This window comes from Pseudomonas sp. SZ40 (genome assembly GCF_052958135.1).
Map to the genome: position 1 here is coordinate 36,503 of NZ_JBQWIF010000018.1, position 26,295 is coordinate 62,797.

The 26,295-nt window shown below is 63.9% G+C and carries 25 protein-coding genes; 19 read left to right on the plus strand and 6 right to left on the minus strand.

Translation table 11 applies throughout. The annotated features are described in order from the left end of the window. Positions 1-58 precede the first annotated feature (58 nt). The 4 genes from ACT9T4_RS15335 to ACT9T4_RS15350 all read left to right on the plus strand — a co-directional run bounded on the left by ACT9T4_RS15335 (position 59) and on the right by ACT9T4_RS15350 (position 3,177). Positions 59-406 (plus strand): ArsC family reductase, encoded by a 348-nt coding sequence (locus tag ACT9T4_RS15335; RefSeq protein WP_042555140.1) that lies wholly within the window; start codon positions 59-61, stop codon positions 404-406. Between the two features lie 37 nt (positions 407-443). Beyond that, positions 444-1,478, plus strand: coding sequence for a 2,3,4,5-tetrahydropyridine-2,6-dicarboxylate N-succinyltransferase (gene dapD, locus ACT9T4_RS15340; RefSeq protein ID WP_499117774.1), 1,035 nt, complete (start codon positions 444-446; stop codon positions 1,476-1,478). A gap of 92 nt (positions 1,479-1,570) precedes the next feature. Continuing rightward, positions 1,571-2,776, plus strand: a complete 1,206-nt coding sequence (locus ACT9T4_RS15345; protein ID WP_499117776.1) for an aminotransferase class V-fold PLP-dependent enzyme — start codon at positions 1,571-1,573, stop codon at positions 2,774-2,776. Next, positions 2,773-3,177 (plus strand): SufE family protein, encoded by a 405-nt coding sequence (locus ACT9T4_RS15350; protein ID WP_499117777.1) that lies wholly within the window; start codon positions 2,773-2,775, stop codon positions 3,175-3,177. The genes ACT9T4_RS15345 and ACT9T4_RS15350 overlap by 4 nt, the downstream gene beginning before the upstream one ends. On the opposite strand, the gene tcdA is transcribed toward ACT9T4_RS15350, so the two are convergent. Next, entirely contained in the window at positions 3,174-3,986 is an 813-nt protein-coding gene (gene tcdA, locus ACT9T4_RS15355) for a tRNA cyclic N6-threonylcarbamoyladenosine(37) synthase TcdA (RefSeq protein WP_042555136.1), read from the minus strand. The genes ACT9T4_RS15350 and tcdA overlap by 4 nt on opposite strands. Positions 3,987-4,214: 228 nt before the next feature. On the opposite strand from tcdA, the gene ACT9T4_RS15360 reads away from it, so the two are divergent. From ACT9T4_RS15360 to ACT9T4_RS15410, 11 genes are all read left to right on the plus strand, one after another. Further along, positions 4,215-6,812: a glycosyltransferase gene (locus ACT9T4_RS15360; protein WP_042555135.1), complete on the plus strand. Its 2,598-nt coding sequence runs from the start codon at positions 4,215-4,217 to the stop codon at positions 6,810-6,812. 203 nt (positions 6,813-7,015) lie between these two features. Then, positions 7,016-8,158 carry a succinyl-diaminopimelate desuccinylase gene (dapE, locus tag ACT9T4_RS15365; protein ID WP_042555134.1) on the plus strand — a complete coding sequence of 381 codons (1,143 nt, stop codon included), beginning with the start codon at positions 7,016-7,018 and terminating at the stop codon, positions 8,156-8,158. Continuing rightward, positions 8,158-8,967 carry a putative RNA methyltransferase gene (locus ACT9T4_RS15370; RefSeq protein ID WP_179537495.1) on the plus strand — a complete coding sequence of 270 codons (810 nt, stop codon included), beginning with the start codon at positions 8,158-8,160 and terminating at the stop codon, positions 8,965-8,967. Before dapE ends, ACT9T4_RS15370 begins: the two co-directional genes overlap by 1 nt. Before the next feature lie 213 nt (positions 8,968-9,180). After that, positions 9,181-9,552, plus strand: coding sequence for a hypothetical protein (locus ACT9T4_RS15375; protein WP_499117833.1), 372 nt, complete (start codon positions 9,181-9,183; stop codon positions 9,550-9,552). A gap of 594 nt (positions 9,553-10,146) precedes the next feature. Continuing rightward, the gene (locus ACT9T4_RS15380; protein WP_499117781.1) at positions 10,147-11,268 is read left to right on the plus strand and encodes a Re/Si-specific NAD(P)(+) transhydrogenase subunit alpha; all 1,122 of its coding nucleotides are present in this window, start codon (positions 10,147-10,149) and stop codon (positions 11,266-11,268) included. A gap of 53 nt (positions 11,269-11,321) precedes the next feature. After that, positions 11,322-11,633 carry an NAD(P) transhydrogenase subunit alpha part 2 gene (locus ACT9T4_RS15385; protein ID WP_042555131.1) on the plus strand — a complete coding sequence of 104 codons (312 nt, stop codon included), beginning with the start codon at positions 11,322-11,324 and terminating at the stop codon, positions 11,631-11,633. 3 nt (positions 11,634-11,636) lie between these two features. Next, on the plus strand, positions 11,637-13,073 hold the full coding sequence (locus ACT9T4_RS15390) for an NAD(P)(+) transhydrogenase (Re/Si-specific) subunit beta (protein WP_042555130.1): 1,437 nt from the start codon (positions 11,637-11,639) through the stop codon (positions 13,071-13,073). Between the two features lie 401 nt (positions 13,074-13,474). Beyond that, the gene (locus tag ACT9T4_RS15395) at positions 13,475-13,687 is read left to right on the plus strand and encodes a DUF1127 domain-containing protein (protein WP_042555129.1); all 213 of its coding nucleotides are present in this window, start codon (positions 13,475-13,477) and stop codon (positions 13,685-13,687) included. Between the two features lie 169 nt (positions 13,688-13,856). Further along, on the plus strand, positions 13,857-14,174 hold the full coding sequence (locus ACT9T4_RS15400; protein WP_042555128.1) for a DUF2388 domain-containing protein: 318 nt from the start codon (positions 13,857-13,859) through the stop codon (positions 14,172-14,174). Positions 14,175-14,261: 87 nt separating this feature from the next. Next, the gene (locus ACT9T4_RS15405) at positions 14,262-14,582 is read left to right on the plus strand and encodes a DUF2388 domain-containing protein (RefSeq protein WP_042555127.1); all 321 of its coding nucleotides are present in this window, start codon (positions 14,262-14,264) and stop codon (positions 14,580-14,582) included. A 23-nt stretch (positions 14,583-14,605) separates the two neighbouring features. Continuing rightward, positions 14,606-16,528, plus strand: coding sequence for a DUF7844 domain-containing protein (locus ACT9T4_RS15410; protein WP_499117784.1), 1,923 nt, complete (start codon positions 14,606-14,608; stop codon positions 16,526-16,528). Between the two features lie 316 nt (positions 16,529-16,844). On the opposite strand, the gene ACT9T4_RS15415 is transcribed toward ACT9T4_RS15410, so the two are convergent. Both ACT9T4_RS15415 and ACT9T4_RS15420 read right to left on the minus strand, forming a co-directional pair. After that, positions 16,845-18,206 carry an ATP-binding protein gene (locus tag ACT9T4_RS15415; protein WP_499117786.1) on the minus strand — a complete coding sequence of 454 codons (1,362 nt, stop codon included), beginning with the start codon at positions 18,204-18,206 and terminating at the stop codon, positions 16,845-16,847. Further along, the gene (locus tag ACT9T4_RS15420; protein ID WP_042555343.1) at positions 18,203-18,868 is read right to left on the minus strand and encodes a response regulator; all 666 of its coding nucleotides are present in this window, start codon (positions 18,866-18,868) and stop codon (positions 18,203-18,205) included. Before ACT9T4_RS15420 ends, ACT9T4_RS15415 begins: the two co-directional genes overlap by 4 nt. 148 nt (positions 18,869-19,016) lie before the next feature. Between ACT9T4_RS15420 and ACT9T4_RS15425 the strand changes: the two genes are divergently transcribed. The 3 genes from ACT9T4_RS15425 to ACT9T4_RS15435 are packed head-to-tail and all read left to right on the plus strand — an operon-like array spanning position 19,017 to position 21,510. Continuing rightward, positions 19,017-19,283, plus strand: coding sequence for a PepSY domain-containing protein (locus ACT9T4_RS15425; protein WP_042555121.1), 267 nt, complete (start codon positions 19,017-19,019; stop codon positions 19,281-19,283). Beyond that, on the plus strand, positions 19,283-19,822 hold the full coding sequence (locus ACT9T4_RS15430) for a cytochrome b/b6 domain-containing protein (RefSeq protein ID WP_499117789.1): 540 nt from the start codon (positions 19,283-19,285) through the stop codon (positions 19,820-19,822). Before ACT9T4_RS15425 ends, ACT9T4_RS15430 begins: the two co-directional genes overlap by 1 nt. Positions 19,823-19,839: 17 nt before the next feature. Continuing rightward, positions 19,840-21,510: a phosphoethanolamine transferase gene (locus tag ACT9T4_RS15435; protein WP_499117790.1), complete on the plus strand. Its 1,671-nt coding sequence runs from the start codon at positions 19,840-19,842 to the stop codon at positions 21,508-21,510. 38 nt (positions 21,511-21,548) lie between these two features. Here the strand turns inward: ACT9T4_RS15435 and ACT9T4_RS15440 are convergent, their stop codons facing one another. The 3 genes from ACT9T4_RS15440 to ACT9T4_RS15450 are packed head-to-tail and all read right to left on the minus strand — an operon-like array spanning position 21,549 to position 25,044. Continuing rightward, positions 21,549-22,769 (minus strand): nucleoside permease, encoded by a 1,221-nt coding sequence (locus ACT9T4_RS15440; RefSeq protein WP_499117792.1) that lies wholly within the window; start codon positions 22,767-22,769, stop codon positions 21,549-21,551. A 44-nt stretch (positions 22,770-22,813) separates the two neighbouring features. Then, the gene (locus tag ACT9T4_RS15445; protein WP_499117794.1) at positions 22,814-23,881 is read right to left on the minus strand and encodes a sugar phosphate isomerase/epimerase family protein; all 1,068 of its coding nucleotides are present in this window, start codon (positions 23,879-23,881) and stop codon (positions 22,814-22,816) included. Beyond that, complete coding sequence (locus ACT9T4_RS15450; protein ID WP_499117796.1) at positions 23,878-25,044, minus strand: Gfo/Idh/MocA family protein; 1,167 nt, start codon at positions 25,042-25,044, stop codon at positions 23,878-23,880. The genes ACT9T4_RS15445 and ACT9T4_RS15450 overlap by 4 nt, the downstream gene beginning before the upstream one ends. 170 nt (positions 25,045-25,214) lie before the next feature. Between ACT9T4_RS15450 and ACT9T4_RS15455 the strand changes: the two genes are divergently transcribed. Continuing rightward, positions 25,215-26,219 carry a LacI family DNA-binding transcriptional regulator gene (locus tag ACT9T4_RS15455; protein WP_179537486.1) on the plus strand — a complete coding sequence of 335 codons (1,005 nt, stop codon included), beginning with the start codon at positions 25,215-25,217 and terminating at the stop codon, positions 26,217-26,219. The last annotated feature ends 76 nt before the right edge of the window (positions 26,220-26,295 follow it).

The window sequence follows — 26,295 nt, forward strand, 5'->3', positions numbered from 1 at the left end:
CGGTATTAACAAGGTATTGAGGAGGATTCGACGAGTGGAATCCTTCCGAGGGAAATCAATGAGTAACGTCCTTTATGGGATCAAGGCCTGCGACACCATGAAGAAGGCCCGCACCTGGCTCGACGAGCAAGGTATCGCTTACCAGTTTCACGATTACAAGACCGCCGGCATCGACCGCGGCAACCTGCAGAAGTGGTGTGACGAGCACGGCTGGGAAACCATCCTCAACCGCGCCGGTACCACGTTCCGCAAACTCGACGACGCCCAGAAGAGCGATCTCGATCAGGCCAAGGCCATCGAACTGATGCTGGCCCAACCGTCGATGATCAAGCGCCCCGTGCTGGATCTGGGCACGCGTAGGCTGGTCGGCTTCAAACCCGAGCGCTATGCCGCCGAACTGGCCTGATAGTCACCTCAATCGAATTCGTTGCAAGGAAAAGCCCATGTCCAACACCCTGTTCAGCCTGGCCTTCGGGGTCGGCACCCAAAACCGTCAAAGCACCTGGCTGGAAGTATTCTACGCACAGCCCCTGCTCAACCCGAGCGCCGAACTGGTCGCCAAGGTCACCGAAAAGCTCGGCTACAGCGGCGGCAACCAGGCCATCGCGCTGACCAACCAGCAGGCCGGTGAACTGGCCAGTGCCCTGAAACACATCGACGCGGTACAGAGCGCCCTGCTCACCCGCCTGGCGGAAAGCGCCAAGCCGCTGGTCGCCACCCTGCTGGCCGAAGATGCCGCCCTGACCAGCACCCCCGAGGCTTACCTCAAGCTGCACCTGCTGTCCCATCGCCTGGTCAAGCCCCACGGCCTGAACCTGACCGGCATATTCCCGCTGCTGCCCAACGTTGCATGGACCAGCCAGGGTGCCGTGGATCTGCTCGAACTGACCGAGCGCCAGCTGGAAGCGCGCCTGAAAGGCGACCTGCTGGAAGTCTTCTCGGTGGACAAATTCCCGAAAATGACCGACTACGTGGTGCCCACCGGCGTACGTATCGCCGACAGCGCACGTATCCGCCTGGGCGCCTACATCGGTGAAGGCACCACCGTGATGCACGAAGGTTTCGTCAACTTCAACGCCGGCACCGCCGGCCCCGGCATGATCGAAGGCCGCGTTTCCGCTGGCGTATTCGTCGGCAAGGGTTCGGATCTGGGCGGCGGCTGCTCGACCATGGGCACCCTGTCCGGTGGCGGCAACATCGTCATCTCCGTGGGTGAAGGCTGCCTGATCGGCGCCAACGCTGGCATCGGCATCCCATTGGGCGACCGCAACATCGTCGAAGCCGGCCTGTACGTGACCGCTGGCACCAAGATCGCCCTGCTCGACGACCAGAACAATCTGGTCAAGGTGGTCAAGGGTCGTGACCTGGCGGGTCAGGCCGACCTGCTGTTCCGTCGCAACTCGCAAAGTGGCGCGGTGGAGTGCAAGACCAACAAGTCGGCCATCGAGCTGAACGAAGCCCTGCACGCTCACAACTGAGCCCAGGCTTCGCCCGAGCGGGCTGTGTGCGCGTTAGACTATCGGTCTTCGCGGGCACAGCCCGTTTTCACATTTAGCGTTACGAGATCCGGATGACCCTGATTTCCCCCTGGCGCGCCGATTTTCCCGGCCTGCTGGCACTCGACCGCGAAGGCCAGACCTACCTCGACAGCGCTGCCACGGCGCAGAAACCGCAGACGGTACTGGATGCCTTGCTGGCCTACTACGCCGGCGGAGCCGCCAATGTGCACCGCGCCCAGCACCTGCCCGGCGAGCGCGCCACCCGGGCCTTCGAGGCAACCCGCGACAAGGCTGCCCGCTGGCTGAATGCCGCCGACCGTGAGGAAATCATCTTCACCCGCGGCGCCACGGAATCCCTCAACCTGCTCGCCTATGGGCTGGAACACCTGTTCGCGGCTGGCGACGAGATCGTCGTCAGCGCCGCCGAGCACCACGCCAACCTGCTCCCCTGGCAGCAGTTGGCAGCGCGCAGGTCCCTGAAGCTGGTGGTGTTGCCACTGACGCCCCAGGGTGATATCGACCTGCAGCAGGCGACCACCCTCATCGGTCCGCGCACCCGGCTACTCGCCGTCAGCCAATTGTCCAACGTGCTGGGCCGCAGGCAGGCGATGCACACGCTGATCCAGCAGGCTCGCGACGGCGGCGCCCTGACGGTCGTGGACGGTGCCCAGGCCGTCGTGCATGATCGCCAGGACATGCAGGCTCTGGGCTGCGACTTTTACGTCTGCTCGAGCCACAAGCTGTATGGCCCGGATGGCGTCGGCCTGCTCTATGGCCGGCGCGGCGCACTGCAGCGCCTGCAGCATTGGCAGTTCGGCGGTGAGATGGTGCAGCAGGCGGGTTATCTCGCCTCGACCTTTCGCGACGCGCCGCTCGGCCTGGAAGCCGGTACGCCACCGGTAGCCGGAGTCATCGCCTTTGGCGCGGCCCTGGATTACCTCGGCAGCCTCGATGCCCAAGCCATCGGCAACCACGAAGCCGCGTTGCACCGCATGCTGCTGGCCGGCCTGCACGGCTACGCGGGCCTGCGCCTGCTCGGCGAGCCGGAAACGGCGCTGGTCTGCTTTACCGTAGACGGCGTGCACAGCGGCGACCTTGCCCACCTGCTCACCGAGCAAGGCATCGCCGTACGGGTCGGCCATCATTGCGCGATGCCGCTGCTGCAACGGCTGGGGGTGAACGGCGCGATCCGCGTGTCCCTCGCCCTGTACAACGACGAAAGCGATCTGCAGCGCTTCTTCGCCGCGCTGGACAAGGCGCTGGAGCTGCTGCGATGAGCCTGCCCGACCATGCCCGTGAAGCCCTCGACGCGTTCAGCGCATGTTCCGGCTGGGAGCAGCGTGCACGCCTGCTGATGCAGTGGGGCGAGCGTCTGGAACCCTTGACCGAGCGGCGCGATGCCGACCGTGTGCACGGCTGTGAAAGTCAGGTGTGGCTGAGTGGCGAAGTCCGCGACGGCCATTGGCACTTCCGCGCCAGCAGCGATGCCCGCCTCATCCGCGGCCTGCTGGCCGTGTTGCTGGCTCGCGTCGATGGCTTGAGCGCCGACGAACTGGCAAGCCTGAATATCGCCGAGTGGTTCGACAGCCTTGGTCTGTCCCGACAGCTCTCACCTTCGCGCGCCAATGGCATGAACGCGGTGGTGCGCCAGATGCGCCAGTTGATCGAGCCGACTTAGGCGTTCGCCACGGGCCGTTCGGAAGGCCGCCGTGCTCCGGCTACAAGACGATCGACGATGCGGGCGGCGGCGACCATGCCGAAGGTGGCGGTCACCATCATCACCGCGCCGAAGCCACCGGCGCAGTCGAGCTTCACGCCGTCGCCGACGAAGGCCTTGCTCAGGCAAATCCCACCATCGGCGCCGGGGTAACGCAACTGCTCGGTGGAGAACACGCAGGGCACGCTGTAGTTGCGCCCCGGCGTACGGGAGAAGCCGTAATCGCGGCGCAACGTAGAACGCACCTTGGCTGCCAGCGGATCATTGAAGGTCTTGTTCAGATCCCCGACCTGAACCTGACTCGGATCGATCTGCCCCCCCGCACCACCGGTGGTGACAATGGCGATCTTGCGGCGCTTGCACCAGGCGATCAGCGCCGCCTTGGCTGCCACGCTATCGATGCAGTCGACCACCGCGTCGAGCTCGACGGTGATGTAATCGGCCATGGTGTCACGGGTCACGAAGTCGGCCACCTCATGCACCACGCAGGCCGGGTTGATGGCCCGCAGACGCTCGGCCATCACCTCGACCTTGGCGCGGCCGACCTGGCCCTGCAGGGCATGGGCCTGCCGGTTGGTGTTGCTGACGCAGACATCATCCAGGTCGAACAGGGAAATCTCGCCCACCCCGGAGCGCGCCAGCGCCTCGGCCACCCAGGAGCCGACGCCGCCGATACCGACCACCGCCACGTGGGCAGCAGCCAGCCGCTCTGCGCCTTCACGGCCATACAACCGGGCAATTCCGGCGAAACGTTGCTCATCGAACGACATGCGGGCTCCTCTTGGTGGGCGCGCATTATAGGTAGCCTGGGCGCTCATCCCAAGCACCATCGGGCAGGCATCGCGCAGCAGCGCCAAGAGCCGCTGGAAACGCTGACACGCCAGCTCAGGCAAGCACTCAGGGCTGTGCTATACAGTCATTCATCGACGGAGTAGCATGCGCGCCAATCGGCGTTCGCCGGTCTTCTCCCCGTTCCACCTTACGGAACCTGACACAGCATGCTTTCGCGCAAGTTCGTCCTCAATCTGGTTGTATTTCTGGCAATTGCCGCCCTGTTCACCGGTATCTGGGCGCTCTACAACCGCCCGGTCACCGCGCCGGACTGGCCCGAGCAGATTTCCGGTTATTCCTACTCGCCATTCCGCCAGGGGCAGAACCCGCAAACGGGCGTCTACCCGAGCGACCAGGAAATGCGCACGGATCTCGAACTGCTTTCCAAGCAGACCGACAGCATCCGAACCTATTCGGTGGATGATGCTCTGGACAAAATTCCACTGCTCGCCGAGGAGTTCGGCCTGCGCGTGACGCTGGGGGTGTGGATCAGCCCTGACGAGGAGCGCAACGAGCGCGAAATCACCAAGGCCATCGAGATCGCCAATACTTCGCGCAGCGTCGTGCGCGTAGTGGTCGGCAACGAGGCGTTGTTCCGCCGCGAGGTTACCGTCAAGCAGCTGACCGCCTACATGGATCGGGTGCGCTCGGCGGTCAAGGTGCCGGTCACCACCTCCGAGCAGTGGCACATCTGGGAGGAATACCCGGAGCTGGCCGACCACGCGGACCTGATCGCGGCCCACGTGCTGCCGTATTGGGAATTCATGCGCATGCAGGATTCCACGCAGTTCACCCTCGATCGCGCCCGTGACCTGAAGAAGCTGTTCCCGAAAAAACCACTGCTGCTCTCCGAGGTCGGCTGGCCGAGCAATGGCCGCGTGCGCGGTGGCGCCGAAGCGACCCAGGCGGACCAGGCCATCTACCTGCGGACCCTGGTCACCACGCTGAACGCCCAGGGCTACAACTACTTCGTGATCGAGGCGTTCGACCAGCCGTGGAAAGCCGGTGACGAAGGTTCCGTGGGCGCCTACTGGGGCGTCTACAACCTCGACCGCAATCCCAAATTCAACTTCGAAGGGCCGGTCGTTGCCATTCCGCAATGGCGCTTGCTGGCCGTTGCCTCGGTGGTCATGGCGCTGCTTTCCCTGGCCTTGATGCTCATCGACGGCAGTGCCCTGCACCAGCGTGGGCGCACCTTCCTGACCTTCGTCGCGTTCGCTGGCGGCTCGGCACTGGTGTGGATCGGCTACGACTACAGCCAGCAGTACAGCACCTGGTTCAGCATGCTGGTCGGGCTGCTGCTCGGCATTGGCGCCATCGGCGTGTTCATCGTCCTGCTCACCGAGGCCCACGAACTGGCCGAGACGGTGTGGACGCAACGACGGCGGCCCTTCACGCCGGTGCTCGGCGACAGCGATTACCGCCCCAAGGTGTCGATCCACGTGCCGTGCTACAACGAGCCGCCGGAGATGGTCAAACAGACCCTGGATGCCCTGGCCAACCTCGACTATCCGGACTTCGAAGTCCTGATCATCGACAACAACACCAAGGATCCCGCGGTGTGGGAGCCGGTGCGCGACTATTGCGAAGAGCTCGGCCCACGCTTCCGCTTCTTCCACGTGGCGCCGCTGCATGGTTTCAAGGGCGGCGCGCTGAACTACATCCTGCCGCACACCGCGCCGGATGCCGAAGTGGTGGCGGTGATCGACTCCGACTACTGCGTCGACCGCAACTGGCTCAAGCACATGGTGCCGCACTTCGCCGATCCGTCGATCGCCGTGGTGCAATCGCCGCAGGACTATCGCGACGGTGAGGAAAGCACCTTCAAGAAGCTCTGCTACGCCGAGTACAAGGGCTTCTTCCACATCGGCATGGTGACTCGCAACGACCGCAACGCGATCATCCAGCACGGCACCATGACCATGATTCGCCGCACCGTGATGGACGAACTGAAGTGGGCCGACTGGACCATCTGCGAAGACGCCGAGCTCGGCCTGCGCGTGTTCGAGAAAGGCTATTCGGCCGCCTATGCCCATGACAGCTTCGGCAAGGGGCTGATGCCGGATACCTTCATCGACTACAAGAAGCAGCGCTTCCGCTGGGCCTACGGCGCCATTCAGATCATGAAGGGGCACGCCCGCGAACTGCTTGCTGGCAAAGGCAGCGAACTCAAGCGCGGCCAGCGTTATCACTTCGTCGCGGGCTGGCTGCCGTGGGTCGCCGATGGCCTGAACATCTTCTTCACCGCTGGTGCCCTGCTCTGGTCGGCAGCGATGATCATCGTGCCGCAACGGGTCGACCCACCGCTGCTGATCTTCGCGATTCCGCCCCTGGCCCTGTTCCTGTTCAAGGTCGGCAAGATCATCTTCCTGTATCAGCGGGCAGTGGGGGTCAACCTCAAGGATGCGGCCTGCGCGGCGGTGGCCGGGCTGGCGCTGTCGCACACCATTGCCAAGGCGGTGCTGTACGGGGCCTTCACCAAGAGCATCCCGTTCTTCCGTACGCCGAAGATGCGCTCCAGCCATGGCCTGATGGTGGCCCTTGCGGAAGCTCGCGAAGAAGTCTTCATCATGCTCCTGCTGTGGGGCGGCGCGCTGGGTATCGCCATCGTTCAGGGCCTGCCCAGCTACGACGTGAAGTTCTGGGTGGTCATGCTGCTGGTGCAGTCGTTGCCTTACCTGGCCGCGCTGATCATGGCACTGCTTTCCTCGCAGCCCAAACCGCTGGAGATTCCCGTGGTGCAGAGCGAGGCCGAAAACGCCTGATACCGGTGAGCGACACGACGACGGCGGCCAATTGGCCGCCGTTTTCTTTTTCGGGCTGGTGAGCGGCAACCGCACGAACACCCCGGAGCCTTTACATCCTGCGCGAAAAGGCCGAACGCCTACGAGGCAGGCGCGTTTTGCTTTAAGCTATGCGCCCTTCCCGCCCTGCACTGCTTTACGAGCATTACTTTACCGGAGTTCCCATGACGGCCCTGTCCCCCACCCTCGAGCTCGCCTGCGATCTGATTCGCCGGCCATCCGTCACGCCACTGGATGAAGGCTGCCAGGAGCTGATGATGCGTCGTCTCGCGGCCCTGGGTTTTGCCATCGAAGCGATGCGCATCGAGGACGTGGACAACTTCTGGGCGAGCCATGGCAGCCAGGACGGTCCGGTGCTGTGCTTCGCCGGCCACACCGACGTGGTGCCCACCGGCCCGGTGCAGGCCTGGCAGCACGGCCCGTTCGAAGCGCTGATCGACGAGCAGGGCATGCTCTGCGGCCGTGGCGCCGCCGACATGAAGGGCAGCTTGGCGTCGATGATCATCGCCGTCGAGCGCTTCGTCGCCGAGCACCCGAACCACAAGGGCCGTATCACCTTTCTGATCACCAGCGACGAAGAAGGCCCCGCCCACCATGGCACCAAGGCCGTGGTCGAGCGACTGGCCGCGCGCAACGAGCGCCTCGACTGGTGCATCGTTGGCGAACCGTCGAGCACGTCGCTGGTCGGCGACGTGGTGAAGAATGGCCGCCGCGGCTCCCTGGGGGCGACCCTCACCGTACGCGGGATCCAGGGCCACGTGGCCTACCCGCACCTGGCGAAGAACCCGATTCACCTGGCCGCCCCGGCCCTGGCCGAACTGGCCGCCGAGCACTGGGACGACGGCAATGCGTTCTTCCCGCCGACCAGTTTCCAGGTTTCCAATCTGAATGCCGGCACCGGTGCGACCAACGTCATTCCTGGCGAGCTGAGCGCGGTGTTCAACTTCCGTTTCTCCACCGAATCGACCGTCGAAGGCCTGCAGCAACGGGTCAACGCCATCTTCGACAAGCACGGCCTGGACTATCACATCGAATGGGCGCTGTCGGGCCTGCCATTCCTCACCGAGCCCGGCGCGCTGCTCGATGCGGTCAGCGCCAGCATCCGTAGCGTGACCGGTCGCGAAACCACGCCAAGCACCAGCGGCGGCACGTCCGATGGGCGCTTCATCGCCACCCTGGGCACCCAGGTGGTCGAGCTCGGCCCGGTCAACGCGACCATTCACCAGGTCAATGAACGGGTACTGGCCAGCGATCTCGATGTACTCACCGAGATCTACTACCAGACCCTGGTCAAGCTGCTCGCCTGATGCTCAGTTGCCCGATCTGCCAGGCGCCGCTGCAGGCCGTCGACAACGGCGTGGCCTGCCCGGCCAACCACCGCTTCGACCGTGCGCGCCAGGGTTACCTCAACCTGCTGCCGGTACAGCACAAGAACAGCCGTGACCCGGGCGACAATGCCGCCATGGTCGAGGCACGCCGACGCTTTCTCGATGGCGGTCACTACGCGCCGCTGGCCGCCAGACTGGCACAGCTGGCAGCCGGTTACGGCCCGCAGCAGTGGCTGGATATCGGTTGCGGCGAAGGTTATTACACCGCGCAGATCGCCGAGGCGCTGCCAGAGGCCGATGGTTATGCCCTGGATATCTCCCGTGAAGCGGTGAAGCGTGCCTGCAAGCGTGCCCCCCAGTTGAGCTGGTTGATCGCCAGCATGGCCCGCGTGCCGCTGGCCGACGCCAGCTGTCAGTTGCTGGCCAGCGTATTCAGCCCACTGGACTGGCAGGAGGCCAAACGCCTGCTCGCCCCCGGTGGCGGCCTGCTGCGCATGGGGCCGACTCGCGACCACCTGATAGAGCTTCGTCAGCAGCTCTACGATGAGGTGCGCGACTACGATGACCAGAAACACCTCGAGCTGATCCCGCCGGGCATGCACCTGGCGCACAGCGAAACCCTGAGCTTCCCGCTGCTGCTCGCCACGCCAGAGGCGCGGGCCGACCTCCTGGCGATGACACCCCATGGCTGGCGCGCCAGCGCGGAACGCCGCGCTGCGGTGATTGCCGAAAGCTTCGAAGTGACCGTCGCCATCCGCTACGATTGGATCGAGCGTGACGCCCCCTAAAAACCTGTGCACGATCTTGCGAGCTGGAGCCCTACAATGCCTAGGCGGCCCCGCAAAAACAGACGAGGAAGCGGAGTGTACTTTTGTACATGAGCATGACTCACTTCGTTCGCCCCTTCGGGGCCGCACTGAAGTGCGTTAGTCGCAAACGACTTCCGAGTCTGCTTTCAACGCGGCAGGGTCGACGCGCAGCAGATCGAGATGAGGATGAAAATGCGCCAACCGGATATCGAGATATACCTCAAGGACGCCGATCACCAGGCCATCGCCGCCTGGCTGACACAGGCCCTGGGCCCCTGCTCCGAGTGGCAACAGAAAGGTCAGACCTTCCAGTGCCGCGCCGGCGAAGTCCCGGTGACCTGGCTGCCCAAGGCCGTGGGCAAATGGCACAGCCTGTACCTGGAGAGCGACGCCACGCCATGGCAGGATGACCTGGCCTGCGCCCAGGCGGCCTACGCCGTACTGGACGTGGAAATCCGCTGCGCACCTGGCAGCTGGGAAGAGGAAGAAAGCGATGAGCAGGCCGATCAGTGGCTGCGCATCAGCGCCGACGGCGTGCAGGAAATCACCTGGCGTACGGGCTGATCGGGCCAGGACTGCGCCCGGGCATCGCTTCGTTCAACCCGGGCGACGTTAGCGATCACCCCGCAGGCGTGCCATTCGGCTGCACGCCTCATACATAGCTTTCCGCCTGCTCCCACTGACATCCCCTCCCTCCCATCGACTTTGGCAAGCCACCCCCTCAACACCCTAGTGGCCTGACGGCGAGCGAAGCGACACCCAGGCTCCAATGCCCAGCAATAGGGCCTCCGCACCTTGTAGCTAAAACATAATAACGCTACATAACGACCTAAAAACCTGTTCAATGCCCCGTAAATGATATTGAACGGTGTGACACCGCGTCGCAGGCTCGCCGTTAGCTCACTATCATATTTTCAGACATTTATTCCTAATAACGCCTTAATCTCAGACATTGCCTACATAATTCGATTATTTATCCGAATAATTCCGCATGAAAAATAACAATATCTCCGATAACTTGTAGTCATGACAAATAAACGCTCCATGAATATTGCTTACTGATCCCCTTCCTTTGCAGAATGCGGGCTATCGACTTTAGTCGATACCGTACCTCCGTCGCCCCCGGGTGAATCTGCAACGATCGCAGGAGATGCAAGCGTGCACATTGGTGTTCCTCTCGAAACCCATGCAGGCGAAACGCGGGTTGCCGCGACGCCGGAAACCATCAAGAAGCTGATAGGCCAGGGCCATCAGGTCACCGTTCAAAGCGGTGCCGGCATCGCAGCCAGCATTACCGACAGCGCCTATGAAGCGGCGGGTGCGAGCATTGGCGATGCCACGACAGCATTCAGCGCAGCCCTGATCCTCAAGGTGGTAGCGCCGGACGACACCGAGCTGGCGCGCATGCAGCCCGGCACCGTGCTGGTCGGCATGCTCAACCCGTTCAGCGTCGAGACCATCGAACGCATGAACGCGCGCGGCATCACCGCCTTCGCTCTGGAGGCGGCGCCGCGTACCTCCCGCGCCCAGAGCCTGGACGTGCTGTCGTCCCAGGCCAACATCGCCGGCTACAAGGCGGTGATGCTGGCAGCCAACCACTACCCGCGCTTCATGCCGATGCTGATGACTGCCGCCGGTACGGTGAAAGCCGCTCGAGTGCTGATCCTAGGTGCCGGGGTCGCCGGCCTGCAGGCGATCGCCACGGCCAAACGACTGGGCGCGGTGATCGAGGCTTCCGATGTGCGTCCTGCGGTGAAGGAGCAGATCGAATCCCTAGGTGCCAAGTTCGTCGACGTGCCGTTCGAGACCGATGAGGAGCGCGAATGCGCCGAAGGCGTCGGCGGTTACGCCCGCCCGATGCCCGCCTCGTGGATGGAGCGCCAGGCCAGGGCCGTGCACGAACGGGCCAAACAGGCCGACATCGTCATCACCACGGCGCTGATTCCAGGCCGCAAGGCGCCCACGCTTTTGCACGCAGCCACCGTCGCCGAAATGAAACCGGGCTCGGTCGTCATCGATCTGGCCGCCATTCAGGGCGGCAACTGCCCGCTGACGGAACTGGACAAGGTGGTGATCAAGCACGGCGTAACCCTGGTCGGCCACGGCAATCTGCCGGCCCTGGTCGCCGCCGATGCCTCGGCGCTGTATGCCCGCAACCTGCTCGACTTTCTCAAGCTGGTGATCGACGAGAAAGGCGCCTTCCACCTCAACCTGGAAGACGACATCGTCGCTGCCTGCCTGATGTGCAAAGACGGCGAGATCGTGCGCATCAATAAATGATGGCCTCCCTCTCCTCATGGAGAGGGTCAATCACTACAAAAAGGATCACTCCGATGGATCTGATTTCCGACGGCATCTACAACCTGATCATCTTCGTGCTGGCCATCTATGTCGGCTACCACGTGGTATGGAACGTCACCCCGGCCCTGCACACCCCGCTGATGGCCGTGACCAACGCGATTTCCGCCATCGTCATCGTCGGCGCCATGCTCGCCGCCGCACTGACCGTCACCCCCCTGGGCAAGACCATGGGCACCCTGGCCGTGGCCCTCGCGGCGGTCAACGTCTTCGGTGGCTTTCTGGTCACTCGGCGAATGCTGGAAATGTTCAAGAAGAAGGCCCCGAAAGCCCCGGTGGAGAAGTAATCGATGAGCATGAACCTGATCACCCTCCTCTACCTCGTGGCCTCGGTGTGCTTCATCCAGGCGCTCAAGGGCCTGTCGCACCCGACCACCTCGCGGCGCGGTAACGCCTTCGGCATGATCGGCATGAGCATCGCCGTGCTCACCACCCTCGGCCTTATCTACAAACTCGGCAGTGAACTGGCCGTGCAGGGCATCGGCTACGTGATCGTCGGCCTGCTGGTCGGCGGCACCGCAGGTTCGATCATGGCCAAGCGCGTGGAGATGACCAAGATGCCGGAACTGGTCGCCTTCATGCACAGCATGATCGGCCTGGCCGCCGTGTTCATCGCCATCGCCGCAGTGGTCGAGCCACAGTCCCTGGGTATCGTCGCAGCGATCAGCGACCCGATTCCCCACGGCAATCGCCTGGAGCTGTTTCTTGGCGCAGCGATTGGTGCCATCACCTTCTCCGGCTCGGTGATCGCCTTCGGCAAGCTGTCTGGCAAGTACAAGTTCCGTCTGTTCCAGGGTGCGCCGGTACAGTTCGCCGGCCAGCACCTGATCAACCTGGCTGTTGGCCTGGCGATCCTCGCGCTCGGCCTGTACTTCACCTTCACCGGTAATCTGACCGCGTTCGCCGTGCTGGTGGCCCTGGCCTTCATCATCGGCGTGCTGATCATCATCCCGATTGGCGGCGCCGACATGCCGGTGGTGGTGTCGATGCTCAACAGCTACTCGGGCTGGGCGGCGGCCGGCATCGGTTTCTCGCTGAACAACTCGATGCTGATCATCGCAGGCAGCCTGGTCGGCTCGAGCGGCGCGATCCTCTCGTACATCATGTGCAAGGCGATGAATCGCTCGTTCTTCAACGTCATTCTCGGCGGCTTCGGTGGCGCCACGGATGCCGGCCCGGCAGCGGGTAGCGGCGAGCAGCGGCCCGTGAAATCGGGCTCGGCCGACGATGCCGCCTTCCTGCTCGGCAATGCCGACAGCGTGATCATCGTTCCCGGCTACGGCCTGGCCGTGGCCCGCGCACAGCATGCCCTGAAGGAGTTGACCGAAAAACTCGCGCACAAGGGCGTTACGGTCAAATACGCCATCCATCCGGTAGCCGGACGCATGCCAGGGCACATGAACGTATTGCTGGCAGAAGCCGAAGTGCCGTACGACCAGGTGTTCGAGATGGAAGACATCAATGCCGAGTTCGGTCAGGCCGATGTGGTGCTGGTGCTCGGTGCCAACGACGTGGTCAATCCGGCAGCGAAGAACGACCCCAAATCGCCCATCGCCGGCATGCCGATCCTCGAAGCCTTCAAGGCCAAGACCATCATCGTCAACAAGCGCTCGATGGCCAGCGGCTACGCCGGCCTGGACAACGAACTGTTCTATCTGGACAAGACCATGATGGTATTCGGCGACGCCAAGAAGGTCATCGAAGACATGCTCAAGGCCGTCGATTGATCGACCGACGAGAGAGGCGGGGAATGCCCCGCCTTTTCTTTCGCATAACTACAATTCCTAGCACATGCTCTGCCAACAAACACAGCCCAGAGCATCAGCGGCTCGGCGAAGCAAAAATAAAAATAATGAGCTAAGCAACGACAGCGCACAATTCAAACTGTACCCGTCCCTTATCACTGAAAATCTAACGATTTACAGGTCAAAGCACTGCCAAACTTGCCGAGTCACGGCAAATCCACAAACACCGGTACAGTTGCGCTCTAAATCGACGCAACAGTTACAAAGCAACCTATCTAGTACGCTGCTTATTTACTTCAGCTGTGACTACTGCTAACCCCACGCGAGGACGAAAATAGGCACCAGAACTTACCAACCCCGCCAAAAGCGGAAGGATGCACACCATGGAACGTACCCTCAGTTCCGATCTGCTCGTCGACAACTCGTCCAAATCTGCCACCAGCCTGCCGCTGAATTTCCTCGCTACTCTGCTCCTGTGGCAGCGTCGCATCGTCAGCCGTCGCCAACTGGCGCGCCTCGACACTCGCCTGCTGGCCGATGCCGGCATCAGCGAAAGCCAGCGTTACGCCGAACTGAGCAAACCGTTCTGGCGTTGATCGCGACCGTTGAGCTTCTCCCGCAAAACCCCGCCGGCATGCAGCGCCTGCGGGGTTTTGTCGTTCAAGGGGCTGCAGGCGCTCGTACACAAACTGTGCAGGTCTTTTTCAACGGTTCGATGCAGAGCGGTTAGAATGCGCCCTTTCAGTGAACCGTAGAGCCCAGACCATGCCAATCGCCCGCACCCTCGCGTTCTTCAGCCTGTTCAGCCTGGCCGCTGGCGCCTCTGCCAGCAGCTTTCTGGTGACGACCGATACGCTGGTCAATGCCCTGGCTGCCAGTATCGAAGGCACCTCGGACGCGACCTCCTCGGTCGTCGACAACAAGGTCGTTCTGGCCGCCAAAGACGACGCTGCCAGCTTCGTCGCCAGCCAGGGCACCCTGCGTGGTGCGCATCTGGAAGCCGCCCTGCAGCACATCCGCGGCCGCCTGCCGACCCTGCAAGCCGACGACGGCCAACTGGCGCAGGCCATCCTCGCGCTTTAAACAGCTGTCATCGCTGGAACTGCGGCAGGTGTTCCTCGTCCAACCTGCCATTCCAATTTCATTCTCACCCACTCTCGGAGACCGTTCATGAAGCGTCCGTTGTTCGCCGCCGCTGCATCCCTTGCCCTGTTCGCCGGCGCCGTTCAGGCCCAGACCCTGGTGGCCACCAGCAATATCATCGTCCGCGCCCTCGACCGCACCATCGACTTCACCTCGGACACCACCACGTCGGTCCGCGACATGAAAGTGGTGGTCGAAGCGCGTGACGACGCCGCCAGCTTCGTAGCCAGCCAGGGCGACATCCGCGGTGCCCAGCTTGAAGCCGCCTTCGGCGCCCTGCGCAGCCAGGTCCCCGAAGCGCAGAACGCCTCCGATCAGGTACTGGCCGAAGCCATTCTCGCCCTGTGATAGCCCCCCGTGGCTGGTTTCTGATGCTGGCCTTGCTGGTCAGCACGGCCAGTCACGCCCAGCTCAAACTGACGCTGGATGACAACCAGCTGAACAGCGCCGAACGCCGGGCCAGTCAGACGCTGCTCGACGAAGCCGTGGAGGCCATGCCTGCACGGCTGCGCGAGGCACTCGATCGTGACGTCAAGGTGCGCTGGGTCGCACTGCCCGAGCGAATCTATGGTCGCGCCGGGCGCCTCAGCGGTGTCGAACTCAATGCCAGCCTCCTGCCCGCTCTCACCGACGGCAGCGCAGCGAATGCCGCCACCGGACGCCCCCATGGCACCGTGCGCCGCGAATTGCTGGCAACCGTGCTCCATGAAGTGACACACCTCTATGATCGCGGTGCTTTTTGGGGCGCCGAGCAGCGCAGGCTGCTGCAACGCTGCCAGCGCCAGAACCACAGCCTGGGTGCGGTCGGTCTGCCGGCTGAATGCCGTGGCCAGACCGAGCGCCGCTTCACCCTCAGCGACGATCCACGCCTGCTCGACCTGGCCGGCTGGCCACAGCGCGTCGGCACCCGGGGTGAACGCGACCAGCGCAATGGCCAGGTGGCACGCAGCCCGGACATCTACGAACTGAGCAATGCCCGCGAGTTCGTCGCGGTGAACATGGAGTACTTTCTCCTCGACCCCGAATATGTCTGTCGCCGCCCTTCCCTGGCGCGCCTGTTCAGCGAGCATTTCGGCTGGTCACCGGCTAACGCCGCGCCTTGCGGTACTGGCTACGCCTACCTCAATGCAGGCCGCGATTTCGACAAGCAGGCGCTGGCCAACCTCGATCCCGAGCGGGTCTACGAGGTGGATTATCTGCTCGCCGAAGCCAACCAGAACATGGCCAGCCGCTGGGGCCACAGCATGTTGCGCCTGGTGATCTGCGCACCGGGCCGCCCGCGCGGGCCGGACTGCCGACTTGATCTCGACCAGCACCTGGTGCTGTCCTACCGCGCCTTCGTCGGTGACGTCCAGTTGTCGAGCTGGGACGGCCTCACCGGCGCCTACCCATCGCGCCTGTTCGTGCTGCCCCTGGCCCAGGTGATCGAGGAGTACACCAAGGTCGAACTGCGCAGCCTGGCCTCAGTGCCGCTGACCTTGCCCCGCGAACGCCTCGAGCAACTGGTCGCCCGCGCCGTCGAGCAACACTGGAGTTACGACGGCGACTACTTCTTCGTCTCCAACAACTGCGCAGTGGAGACCCTCAAGCTGCTGCGTAGCGGTACCGATCTGCCGCGCCTGCAGGATCTCGACAGCATCACCCCCATCGGCCTGCTGGAAGTGCTCGAGGCACGCGGCCTGGCCGACAGCAGCATGCTCGAGGACTCCCGTGAAGCGCTGCGCCTGGGCTACCGCTTCGACTCGTTCCGCGACCGCTACCAGGCCATGTTCAAGGTATTGCAGCAACGCCTGCCGATCCGTGAACAGCGCGTCGAGGACTGGCTGGAGCAGCCGTCCAGCGAACGTCGTCAGTGGTTCGAACAGGCAGACCTGCGCGCCAGTGCTGCCATGCTGCTGCTCGAGCAGGCCGCGATGCGCCGTCAGTTGCTGCTCTCCCAGGACGAACTCAAGCAGCGCTACCTGACCGGCCGAGCCGCCAAGGACCCGAACCTGGACAAGGCCGGCGACGCGCTGGAGCAGATCCTCGCCGGCACCGGCTTTCTCAGTCGCCCGGCGGAACTGCTCGAGGGCGGCTATGGCCTGCCGCAACAAGGCGAATGGCAGCGCCTGGAAAGCGAAACCCGCAATCGCCAGCAGCAACTGAGCCTGCTCAGCGCCGACCTCGACGAGGAAGTGCGCCGCCTGCTGGAACCTCAGCGCCTGGCCGAGCTGGAAGCCAACGAGGCCAACCTGAAGCTGCTGGGCGAGCACCTGCGCAAGCTGCACAAGGCCAGCGGTGGCCTGCAGTTGTAGCCAGCGCGTCGACACGACCGGGCAATTGCAGCCCTCCTGGAAATCTCCTCACGAGCTCAGGCTCGACCTCATCGATTTAGACCGCAAGCAGCCCATAGCGAACATGAGTGAGCTTTATGGTCGCGTGCTATGCACGCGAAGTCACGGGTATGACCCGTTCCCACAGGTGATATGCCGACACCCCTTCTGCCTTGCAGAAATTAGTTTCCGTACCGGCAAAGATCATGAACAGGCCCTAATAGACGAGTCAGCCGGGTTGCTTGAATCGAACGGTGATCACTGTGTCCACGGCACATCTCGTCAAGATAAGCAGCGATCACGCCGCCGGGTCGGGAAACCTGACCACCGCACTGAAGCCCTGCGGGCTGGCGTTGGCGAAGCCGATGGAGCCGCCCAGATGGCGAGCGATCATACCGACGATGGCCAGCCCCAGCCCTGCGCCCTGAGGGTTACCCGCACTGTGGAAACGCTCCCCAAGACGCGGCAACCGCGCAGCCTCGACACCGGGCCCCTGGTCGACCACCTGCAGGTGCACGCCCTTGCCTTCGCGGCGAACCCGCACGCTCACTTCGCTGCCGGGTGAGGAGAAGGTCAGCGCGTTGCTGACCAGGTTCTGCAGCAGGATGACGATCAGACCGCGCTCGCCCTGAATCACCACGGCTTCCTCTGCCTCCAGTTCCAGCTCGATCTGCCGATTCAGCGCCAGCGGCGCGAGATCGGCCAGCTCCTCGCGCACCACCGCCGTCAGGTCGAGGGGCTGCAGGCTCTGCGAAGGGGATTCCAGACGGGCCATGGTCAGCAACTGACTGGCGATGCGGGTGGCACGATGCACGCCCTGCTGCAGGAAAGACAGGGCTTCGTCGCGCTCCTGCACGCTGCCGGCCTGCAGCGCGTTGCGCACATGGATATCGAGGATCGCCAGGGGGGTGCGCAGCTCATGGGCCGCATCGGCGATGAAACGTCGCTCCCGCTCGAGCAGCGCACGCAGTTGGCTCAACACGTCATCCAGGGCCAGGCGCATCGGTTCCAGCTCCGGCGGCAGCGGGCCAGCCGGCAAAGGCTCGAGGCTGTGTTCGGGGCGCTCGCGCAGTTGCTGCGCCAGGCGCTGCAAGGGACGCAGCCCCCAGCCCAGCAGCAGCCAGATGAAAGCGGCCAGCAAGGGCAAACAGACCAGAGTCGGCATCAGAGTGTGCTGAAGAATCTGATGGATCAGGTCCTGACGCAGGTCCTCACGCTCGCCGACCCAGATCCGCAGCCCCTGACCGGCATCCTCCAGCAGCACACCACACCATTCCTGATCGTTGAGGAAGAAGTCGTGAATCCCGGGTGCGGGCGGTGACGCCAGTGGCGGTGCCTGTTCGGAACGCACCAGCAGCGTGCCGTCTGCGGCCCACACCTGGAACGCCAGGTTGATTTCATAAGGGTGGGAAAAGATGCCTTCGGCGGAGAGGTCCAGGGCGTTGTCCAGCGCGCGCCGAACGAACGGCCAGTCGATCGGCTGGCCATCCGGCTGCTGCAGCATGCCTTGCAGCACCCGGGCGGCCTGCACCAGCTGGGCATCATAGACCGCCTCGGTCTGCCGATGGCTGTCACGCAGGGCGAGCAGCACCAGGGCAAGGCTGCCGGCGAGCACCAGGGCGATGGTCGGCGCGAGGATGCGCGTACGGATGGAAATCATGGCGTTCGCTCCACCAGGTAACCGACCCCGCGTACGGTGCGGATGAGATCGCTGCACAACTTGCGGCGCAGATTGTGAATCAGCACTTCCAGCGTGTTGCCCGGGCCGCTTTCCTGCCAGCCATAGAGGGCGTTGCCGAGGCGCTCACGGGTGACCACCACCCCAGGGCGGATCAGCAACTGGTGCAACAGCTGATACTCCATGGGCGTCATCGGCACACTGCGGCCCTGATAACGCACTTCCTGAGTCGCCGGGTCGAGGCTCACACCGGCGAACTCCAGTACCGGCTGGGCCCTGCCCTGGCTGCGACGCAGCAAGGCACGGATACGCGCTTTCAGCTCCTCGGGATCGAAGGGTTTGACCAGGTAGTCGTCGGCGCCGGCATCCAGACCGAGGATGCGATCCTCCATGGCGTCACGGGCGGTGAGCACCAGCACCGGTACGGCATTCTCGCTGCGCGCGCGCAACTGGCGCAGCAGCGTCATGCCATCCAGGCGCGGCAGGCCGAGGTCGAGCAGCACCAGATCGAACTGCTCGCTGCGCAGGGCGTGGGCGGCTTCGACGCCGTCCTCCAGCCAATCCAGCGTATACCCTTCGCCACGCAGGGCGACCCGGATTCCGCGCGCCAGGGCGCGATCGTCTTCAACCAGCAGGACACGCACTGGACGCACCTCGTCAGAAATGGCGGCCGCCATGATGCGCCGCCTGCAGCCCGTTTTGCACGGACAGATGTTACCGAGATTTGCCCATTAAGACTTTCCTAAGCTTCGCGCCGCAAGGTGCTACTCACCATCACAGGAGAGTCACACCATGCGCTACTTCGCCCTTCTCGCACTGCTGCTAGGCAGCCCGCTGGCCCTGGCCAGCACCGAATGCACCACCGCCGACCGCTCGACCTGGCAGGACCCGGAGAAATTCCAGGCGCAACTCAAGGAACAGGGTTACCAGATCAGCAAGTTCAAGATCACCAAAGGCAACTGCTACGAGATCTACGGCTTCGACAAGGACAAGCGCAAGGTCGAGATCTATCACGATCCGGTATCCGGCAAGGCGATCAAGACCGAGATCGAAGACTGATGCACGCGGCGACGATAAGACTCTGGGATCCGCTGATCCGGCTGTTCCATGTGTCGGTGGCCGGGGTCTTCGTCGCCAACTATTTCTTCACCGAGGAAGGTGACGACTGGCATACCTGGCTCGGCTACTACGCCTGCGCCTGGCTGGCGGTTCGTCTGGTGTGGGGCTTCGTCGGTTCACGCAGCGCCCGCTGGGCAGACTTCTGGCCGACGCGCGCGCGCCTCGCCGAACACCTGGGTCACCTGCTCGGGGGCAAAGCCTATCGTCGCCTCGGCCATTCGCCGCTGGGCGCCCTGGTCATGCTGCTGATGATGGCGGCCATCGCCACCCTGGGCATCAGCGGCTTCCTGATGCAGGAAGTGGACGCCCTGTGGGGCGCCGACTGGCCACTCACGTTGCATGGCTGGGTGGCTGACGGCCTGGCCGCTCTGGTGGTCATCCACCTGGCCGCCGCACTGATCGAAAGTATCCACCTGCGCGAAAACCTGCCGCTGTCGATGATCACCGGCAAGCGCCGCGCCCATTCCGAAGACCGCTGATCCCTCAGGAAAAACCCATGCTGCCCATACGTGCGCGTTTTAGCTCTGGAGCGCTGCGCTCCTGGTTGTCGCTCGTGGCCCTGGCCACCCTCAGCTGTCTGTTGCTGCTCGCCGATGATTTTCTGCAGCAGTTGTTCACCCCCAACAACCGTGCCGAACTGGAATTCGGCTATGTCACGGTGCTCTGGCTGTTCAGTGCCGGGCTATGGCTATGCAACCTGCGTTGGCTCAGCGCAGCCATCCTGATGCTGTTCGCGGCGATGCAACTGATGCAACTGGCCAACATCAGCTTCTTCGGCGAGCCGCTGACCGCCATCGATATCCAGTCGCTGCTCAACGACCCCGGCGAGGTTCGCGAAACCGCGGCGCACAGCTTCGCTCAGCACTGGCCGGTGCTGCTCTGCGTGGCCATTCCCTACGCCCTGCTGCTCGCCCTGCACCTGCGTCTGCCGGGCAAGGTCAGCCTGCCGGAGAGCCGCTGGGCACTGGTGCTGATCGCCGTGGTGCTGCTCTCGAAACCCTATCGAGCCACCTACCGCAACCTCGACTCCTTCGCCGCCAGCCCCAGCCGCAGCGCGCTGCACAACAACCTCAACGTGTTCTCCGCCTGGGCAGTGCGTCTGGCGTTCAAACCGGAGGTCGAGCTGCCACCCGCGCCTTTCGCGCCATACGCGCTCAGCCCCAGCCTGAGCGAGGCGAAACATGTCTGGCTGGTGGTCGCCGATTCGCTGCGCAGTGATCGACTCGGGGTGTTCGGCTACGGCCGCGATACCACGCCACAACTGGCCAGCTACCTGCGAGACCATCCCAGCGCCTTCGTGCGCCCCGGCATCGCCGCCGGGGTGGCCACCGATGTCAGCCTCCCCTACCTGATCAATCCGATTCGTGAACCGGGGCAGGACTCGCAACTGCGCACGGGTGACATCAACCTGTTCCGCTTCGCCAAGCAGGCGGGCTTTCGTACCCACTGGATCTCTTCCCAGGAATCCAAGTTGCTGGCCAATCTGGGCAGCCGCTATCTGGACGTGTCGATTACCCGCGAGGACCACCCGGTACGTTTCCTCAAACAGCAGGATCGCGCCCTGCTCGACCTGCTCGACAAGCAGCGCTGGGGCGAGCGCAACTTCGTGGTGCTCAACCTGCGCACCGCCCACCTGCCCTATGCGCAGAACTACCGCCATGAAGCCAAGCCGGCGCCCTGGGCCGACCAGGGCGCCAACGGGCAGAGCAATGCCTATGACAACTCGGTGCACTACCTCGACAGCCTGCTGGCCGAGGTGATCGCCGATTTCGACCGGCTGGAGGGCGAGCGTTACCTGGTCATCACCGGCGACCATGGCCAGCGCCTGGGCGAGGGAGGCCACTGGGGCCACAACGATCTGGTGCCGGAAGTCAGCGACGTGCCGGTGATCGTCATCGGCCGCGAGGCGCAGCCGCAGGTCATGTCGAGCCTGTCAGCGGAACGCTGGATCAGCCACTACGAGGCCGGCAAATGGCTGGCCGCACGCCTCGGCACGCGCATCCACAACCCCAACCTGCGCCCCAACGAGCACTTCGTGCACGGCAAGCTGCTGTTCACCGACAACTTCATCCAGCGCGTCTGCGAAACCCCAGGCGGCCTGATCCATCACCCGCCGCAGCAACTGAGCATGCTGCTCAAACAGCCCGAGGCCCGCTGCGAGGGCTGACCCGTGCGTCGCAGGTGGCTTGCACCACCTGCGCCCCCTCAGCCAACCGGCTTGCCCGCGGCACGCTCGCGGAAGGTCAGCAGGAAGGCCAGCAGCACGCCAGCCGAGAACACCGCCGGGAACAGCCAGATGCTGAACCAGTCGTGGGCACCCTGGCTGGAATAGTGATCGGACACCATGCCGGCCACCCAGAAACCGATCAGCATGCCGACACCATAGGTGGCCAGGGTGATCAGGCCCTGCGCCGAACTCTTGATGCTCTCGCCGGCCTTGCCGTCGGTGTAGATCTGCCCGGAGACGAAAAAGAAGTCGTAGCACACGCCATGCAGAACGATACCGGCGACCAGGAATGCCACCAGCTCGCCGCTGTTGCCGTAGGCGAACAACACATAGCGCAGCGCCCATGCCGCCATGCCCACCAGCAAGGTCGCCTTGATCCCGAAGCGCTTGATGAACAGCGGCAACAGCAGCATGAACAACACTTCCGAAACCTGGCCGAGGGTCATCATGCCGGTCGGGTTGGCGACGCCGATTTCAGTCAGGAACAGGTTGGCGTTCTGGTAGTAGAAGGCCAGCGGAATGCAGATCAGGATGGAGGCCAGAAAGAAGGTCGCGAAGCCGCGATCCTTGAGCATCTGCAAGGCATCCAGGCCGAGCAGGCGCTTGATGCCGGTCTGCTGGCCGGGCACCGGAGGCGTCGCTGGCAGGCTGAAGCTGTACAGCCCGAGCAGCAGCGAAGCACCGGCACAGAGCAGAAAGGTGTTGCGCAGGGCGCCAGCGGCGATGGCCTGCTGGGCATCCCAGGCGAACACGAAACTGATCACCAGGCCGGCCACGATCCAACCCAGCGTGCCCCACACCCGCACCCTGGAAAATTGCGCCGCCGGGTCGCTCAGCTGCCGGAAGGCCACCGCATTGACCAGCCCGAGCGTCGGCATGTAGACCACCATGTAGCAGAGCACCAGCGGATAGAAGGTGGCGAAATCCTCGGCCCGGTAGAGCTGGTACAGCAGTACCGCGCCGCCCAGGTGGAGGATCGCCAGCAGGCGCTCGGCATTGACGAAGCGGTCGGCGATCAGGCCGACCACGAAGGGCGCCAGAATCGCCCCCCAGGACTGGGTCGCGTAGGCCATGCCGATCTGTCCGCCACTGGCCTCCAGGGTGCGCCCCAGGAAGGTACCCAGGGTGACGAACCAGCCTCCCCAGATGAAGAACTGGAGAAACATCATCACGCCCAACCTGACATTCAAAGTGCTCATGTTCTTATCCTTGTTGTTGTTCACGAGACTGCGTTAAACATTATTCAGTCCAGGCCCAGCAGCCCCCGATTGCGCGACGCGCTGCTGGTGACCCCGGCGAAATCGTCGAACGCGCGCTCTGCGCGGGTAATCAAGTGGCGCGAGATGAACGCCGCCCCTTCGCCAGCGCCCTGGGCGGCGTCCTTGAGGCAGCACTCCCACTCCAGCACCGCCCAGCCCTGATAGCCGTACTGGGTGAGCTTGCTGAAGATCGCCTTGAAGTCGATCTGCCCATCGCCCAGAGAACGGAAGCGGCCTGGCCGATCGACCCACGACTGATAGCCGCCATACACCCCGGAACGGGCATCGGGCCTGAACTCCGCGTCCTTGACGTGAAACATGCGGATGCGCGGGTGGTAACGGTCGATGAAGCCCAGGTAGTCCATCTGCTGCAGCAGCATGTGGCTGGGGTCATAGAGGATGTTCGCGCGAGAATGACCACCGACCGCGCCCAGGAAGCGTTCGAAGGTGGCGCCGTCGTGCAGGTCTTCGCTGGGGTGCAACTCGTAGCAGAGGTCGACACCCGCCTCATCGAAGGCATCGAGGATCGGCAGCCAGCGCCGCGCCAACTCGGCGAAGCCCTCCTCCACCAGGCTCGCCGGACGCTGCGGCCAGGGATACAGATAGGGCCAGAGCAGTGCGCCGGAGAAGGTCGCATGGGCCGACAGGCCCAGCCGTTGACTGGCCCTCGCCGCCAGCTTCAACTGGCTGACCGCCCATTCGGTGCGCGCCTGGGGGCGGCCTCTCAGATGCGCGGGGGCGAAGTCGTCGAACAGGCTGTCGAACGCCGGATGCACGGCAACCAACTGGCCTTGCAGATGGGTGGACAGTTCGCTGATGGCGACACCGGCCTCCGCACAGATGCCGTTGAGCTCATCGCAATAGGTCTGGCTCTCGGCGGCGCGTTGCAGGTCGATGCACTGCGGCCCCAGCGTCGGCAACTGGATGCCCTTGTAGCCGAGCGACGCCGCCCAGCCGGCCTGGTTCTTCAGATTGTCGAACGGCGCCTCGGCAGAGAGGAACTGGGCGAGAAAAATGCCCGGGCCGCGAATGCCTTTTGTACTGGAGGTCATGGCTGTACTCCTGCGGTCGGTGCCAGCACCGTCCATTTCGCCTCGCTGGCGTGACTGGCCAGCGCCGCTTCGATGAAGGCCATGCCGCGCGCGCCGGTCTCGATGCCTGGCAGGGCGGCAGCCGCGCTGCGGGAGCCGGCAATTGCCCGAGCGAAGTCGCCATACAGATTGGCCATGGCTTCCAGGTAACCCTCGGGATGGCCCGCCGGCAGACGAATGCGGCGCAGCGCCTCGTCGCACAGCCAGCTGTGGTTGGCCCCGGCACGCAGCACGCGCATCGGTTGGTCGAGCGAGCGATGAATCAGGCTGTTGGGCTCTTCCTGACGCCACTCCAGGCCACCCTTGTCACCGTAGATGCGGATCTTCAGGGCGTTCTCTTCACCGGCGCAGACCTGGCTGGCGAGCAGCACGCCGCTGGCCCCCTGCTCGGTGAGGAACAGCATCGCGCAATCATCGTCCAGCGCCCGGCCGGGCACGTGGGTAGCGAGGTGCGCGCAGAGGCGCGCGATACGCTGACCACTGACGAATTCGGCCAGACTGAAAGCATGCGTCCCGATATCGCCGATGCAGCCGCCCTGCCCTGCCAACTGCGGGTCACCACGCCAGGCAGCCTGGCGGTTGCCCTGACCGGCAAGGTCGTCACTGAGCCAGCCCTGGGGATATTCGACATGTAGCTTGCGCACCCGGCCGATCTCGCCAGCCTGCACCATGTGCCGGGCCTGCCAGATCATCGGGTAGCCCTGATAGGTGTGGGCCAGCCCGTAGAGAACATCGGCGTTATCGAGCAACTGCGCCAGGCTGCGGGTGTCGGCACTGGTCAGCGCTGCAGGTTTCTCGCAGAACACATGGATGCCGGCTTGCAGCGCAGCGGCAGCGATGGGCGCATGCAGGTGATTGGGCGTGACGATCGCCAACAGGTTGATGCGCTCATTGGGATCGAGGCCCGCTTCACCCTCCAGCAGCGCCTGCCAACTGGGGTACACACGCTGTGCAGGCAAGCCACATTCGCGCCCGGTTTCGGCATTGCTGGCCGGATCACGGCTGAAAGCGCCGGCCACCAACTCGATGCCTCCGGCCAGGGCAGCCGCCTGACGATGCACCTTGCCGATGAAGGCGCCAGCGCCTCCGCCGATCATTCCCAGCCTTACGCTTGAAGCAGGCATTGAATAACTCCGTCTTGCGCTATTTTTATCGGTATTCTTATCAATGTAACCGGTTACATTGATGGATATATAGACCTCGCCATTATCCAGGTCAAGCGCGCCACGACGGTCGGGTTGCGGTAATCTAGCGGCGAACCGGCGCTCGCAGCCGGCCAGAGAACAGAGGGTGCATGACAAATATCCGCAAGGTAGCCGCACTGGCTGGCGTCTCGGTCGCCACGGTATCCCGCACCCTGAAAAGCCCTGCCCAGGTGTCACCGGAAACCCGCGAAAAAGTCCTCGATGCCGTCGAGCACGCCGGCTACAAACCCAACCTGATGGCCATCCAGTTCCGCTCCCAGCGCACCCGCAATCTGGTGGTGCTGGTACCGGATATCGCCAACACCTTCTTCGCCCAGGTCATCCGCGGTATTCAGGAAGCGGCCAGCGCGTTCGACTATCGGGTGCTGCTCTGCAACACCCTGGGCAACCCGGAAACCGAGCGACAGTTCGCCGAGCTGGTGGATGCCAGGCAGGCAGACGGGGTCATCCAGCTGCGCGCCTTCGACCCGTTCGCGCGCCAGGATCATCCGCCGCTGGTGAACATCTGCGAGATCGTCGACGACGCGCCCTGGCCCACGGTCAGCCTGAACAACCGCGGCGCCGCCCGGACCATGACCGAGCACCTGCTGGGCCTCGGTCATCGCCGTATCGGGCTGATCCAGGGGCCACCGGACAGCCCGCTGACCCGCGAGCGCTTCGCCGGTTACCGCGAGGCTCTGGACGCCGCAGGTATCGGGCTCGACCCTGCCCTGCTGCAGGACGGTAACTACGACTGCCAGTCCGGACATGCCGCGGCAGCGCACCTGCTGCAGGTCGGTGCCCGCCCGACGGCGATCTTCTGCGAGAACGACGAGATGGCCATGGGCGCCATCCGCTGTATTCGCCAGGCCGGCCTGCGGATTCCCGAGGACATCTCGGTCGCGGGCTTCGACGATATCTCCTTCGCCGCCTTCTGCGACCCACCGCTGACCACCATCGCGCAACCGGCAGAAGCCTTCGGCCAGCACGCGGTGGCCATGCTGCTGGCATTGCTGGAAGGAAAGAGCATTACCGAGCATCACCTGATCCTGCCTTTCGAACTGGTGGTTCGCTCGAGTACTGCAGCCTGCTCACAGCCGCCTGTCGAGGCCTAGCGGCGGCGGCGAGCCGAGGGCCGACGGTGCTGCTTGCCCGATACTGCGGCTGACATCAAAAGAGAAAATTAGCGCT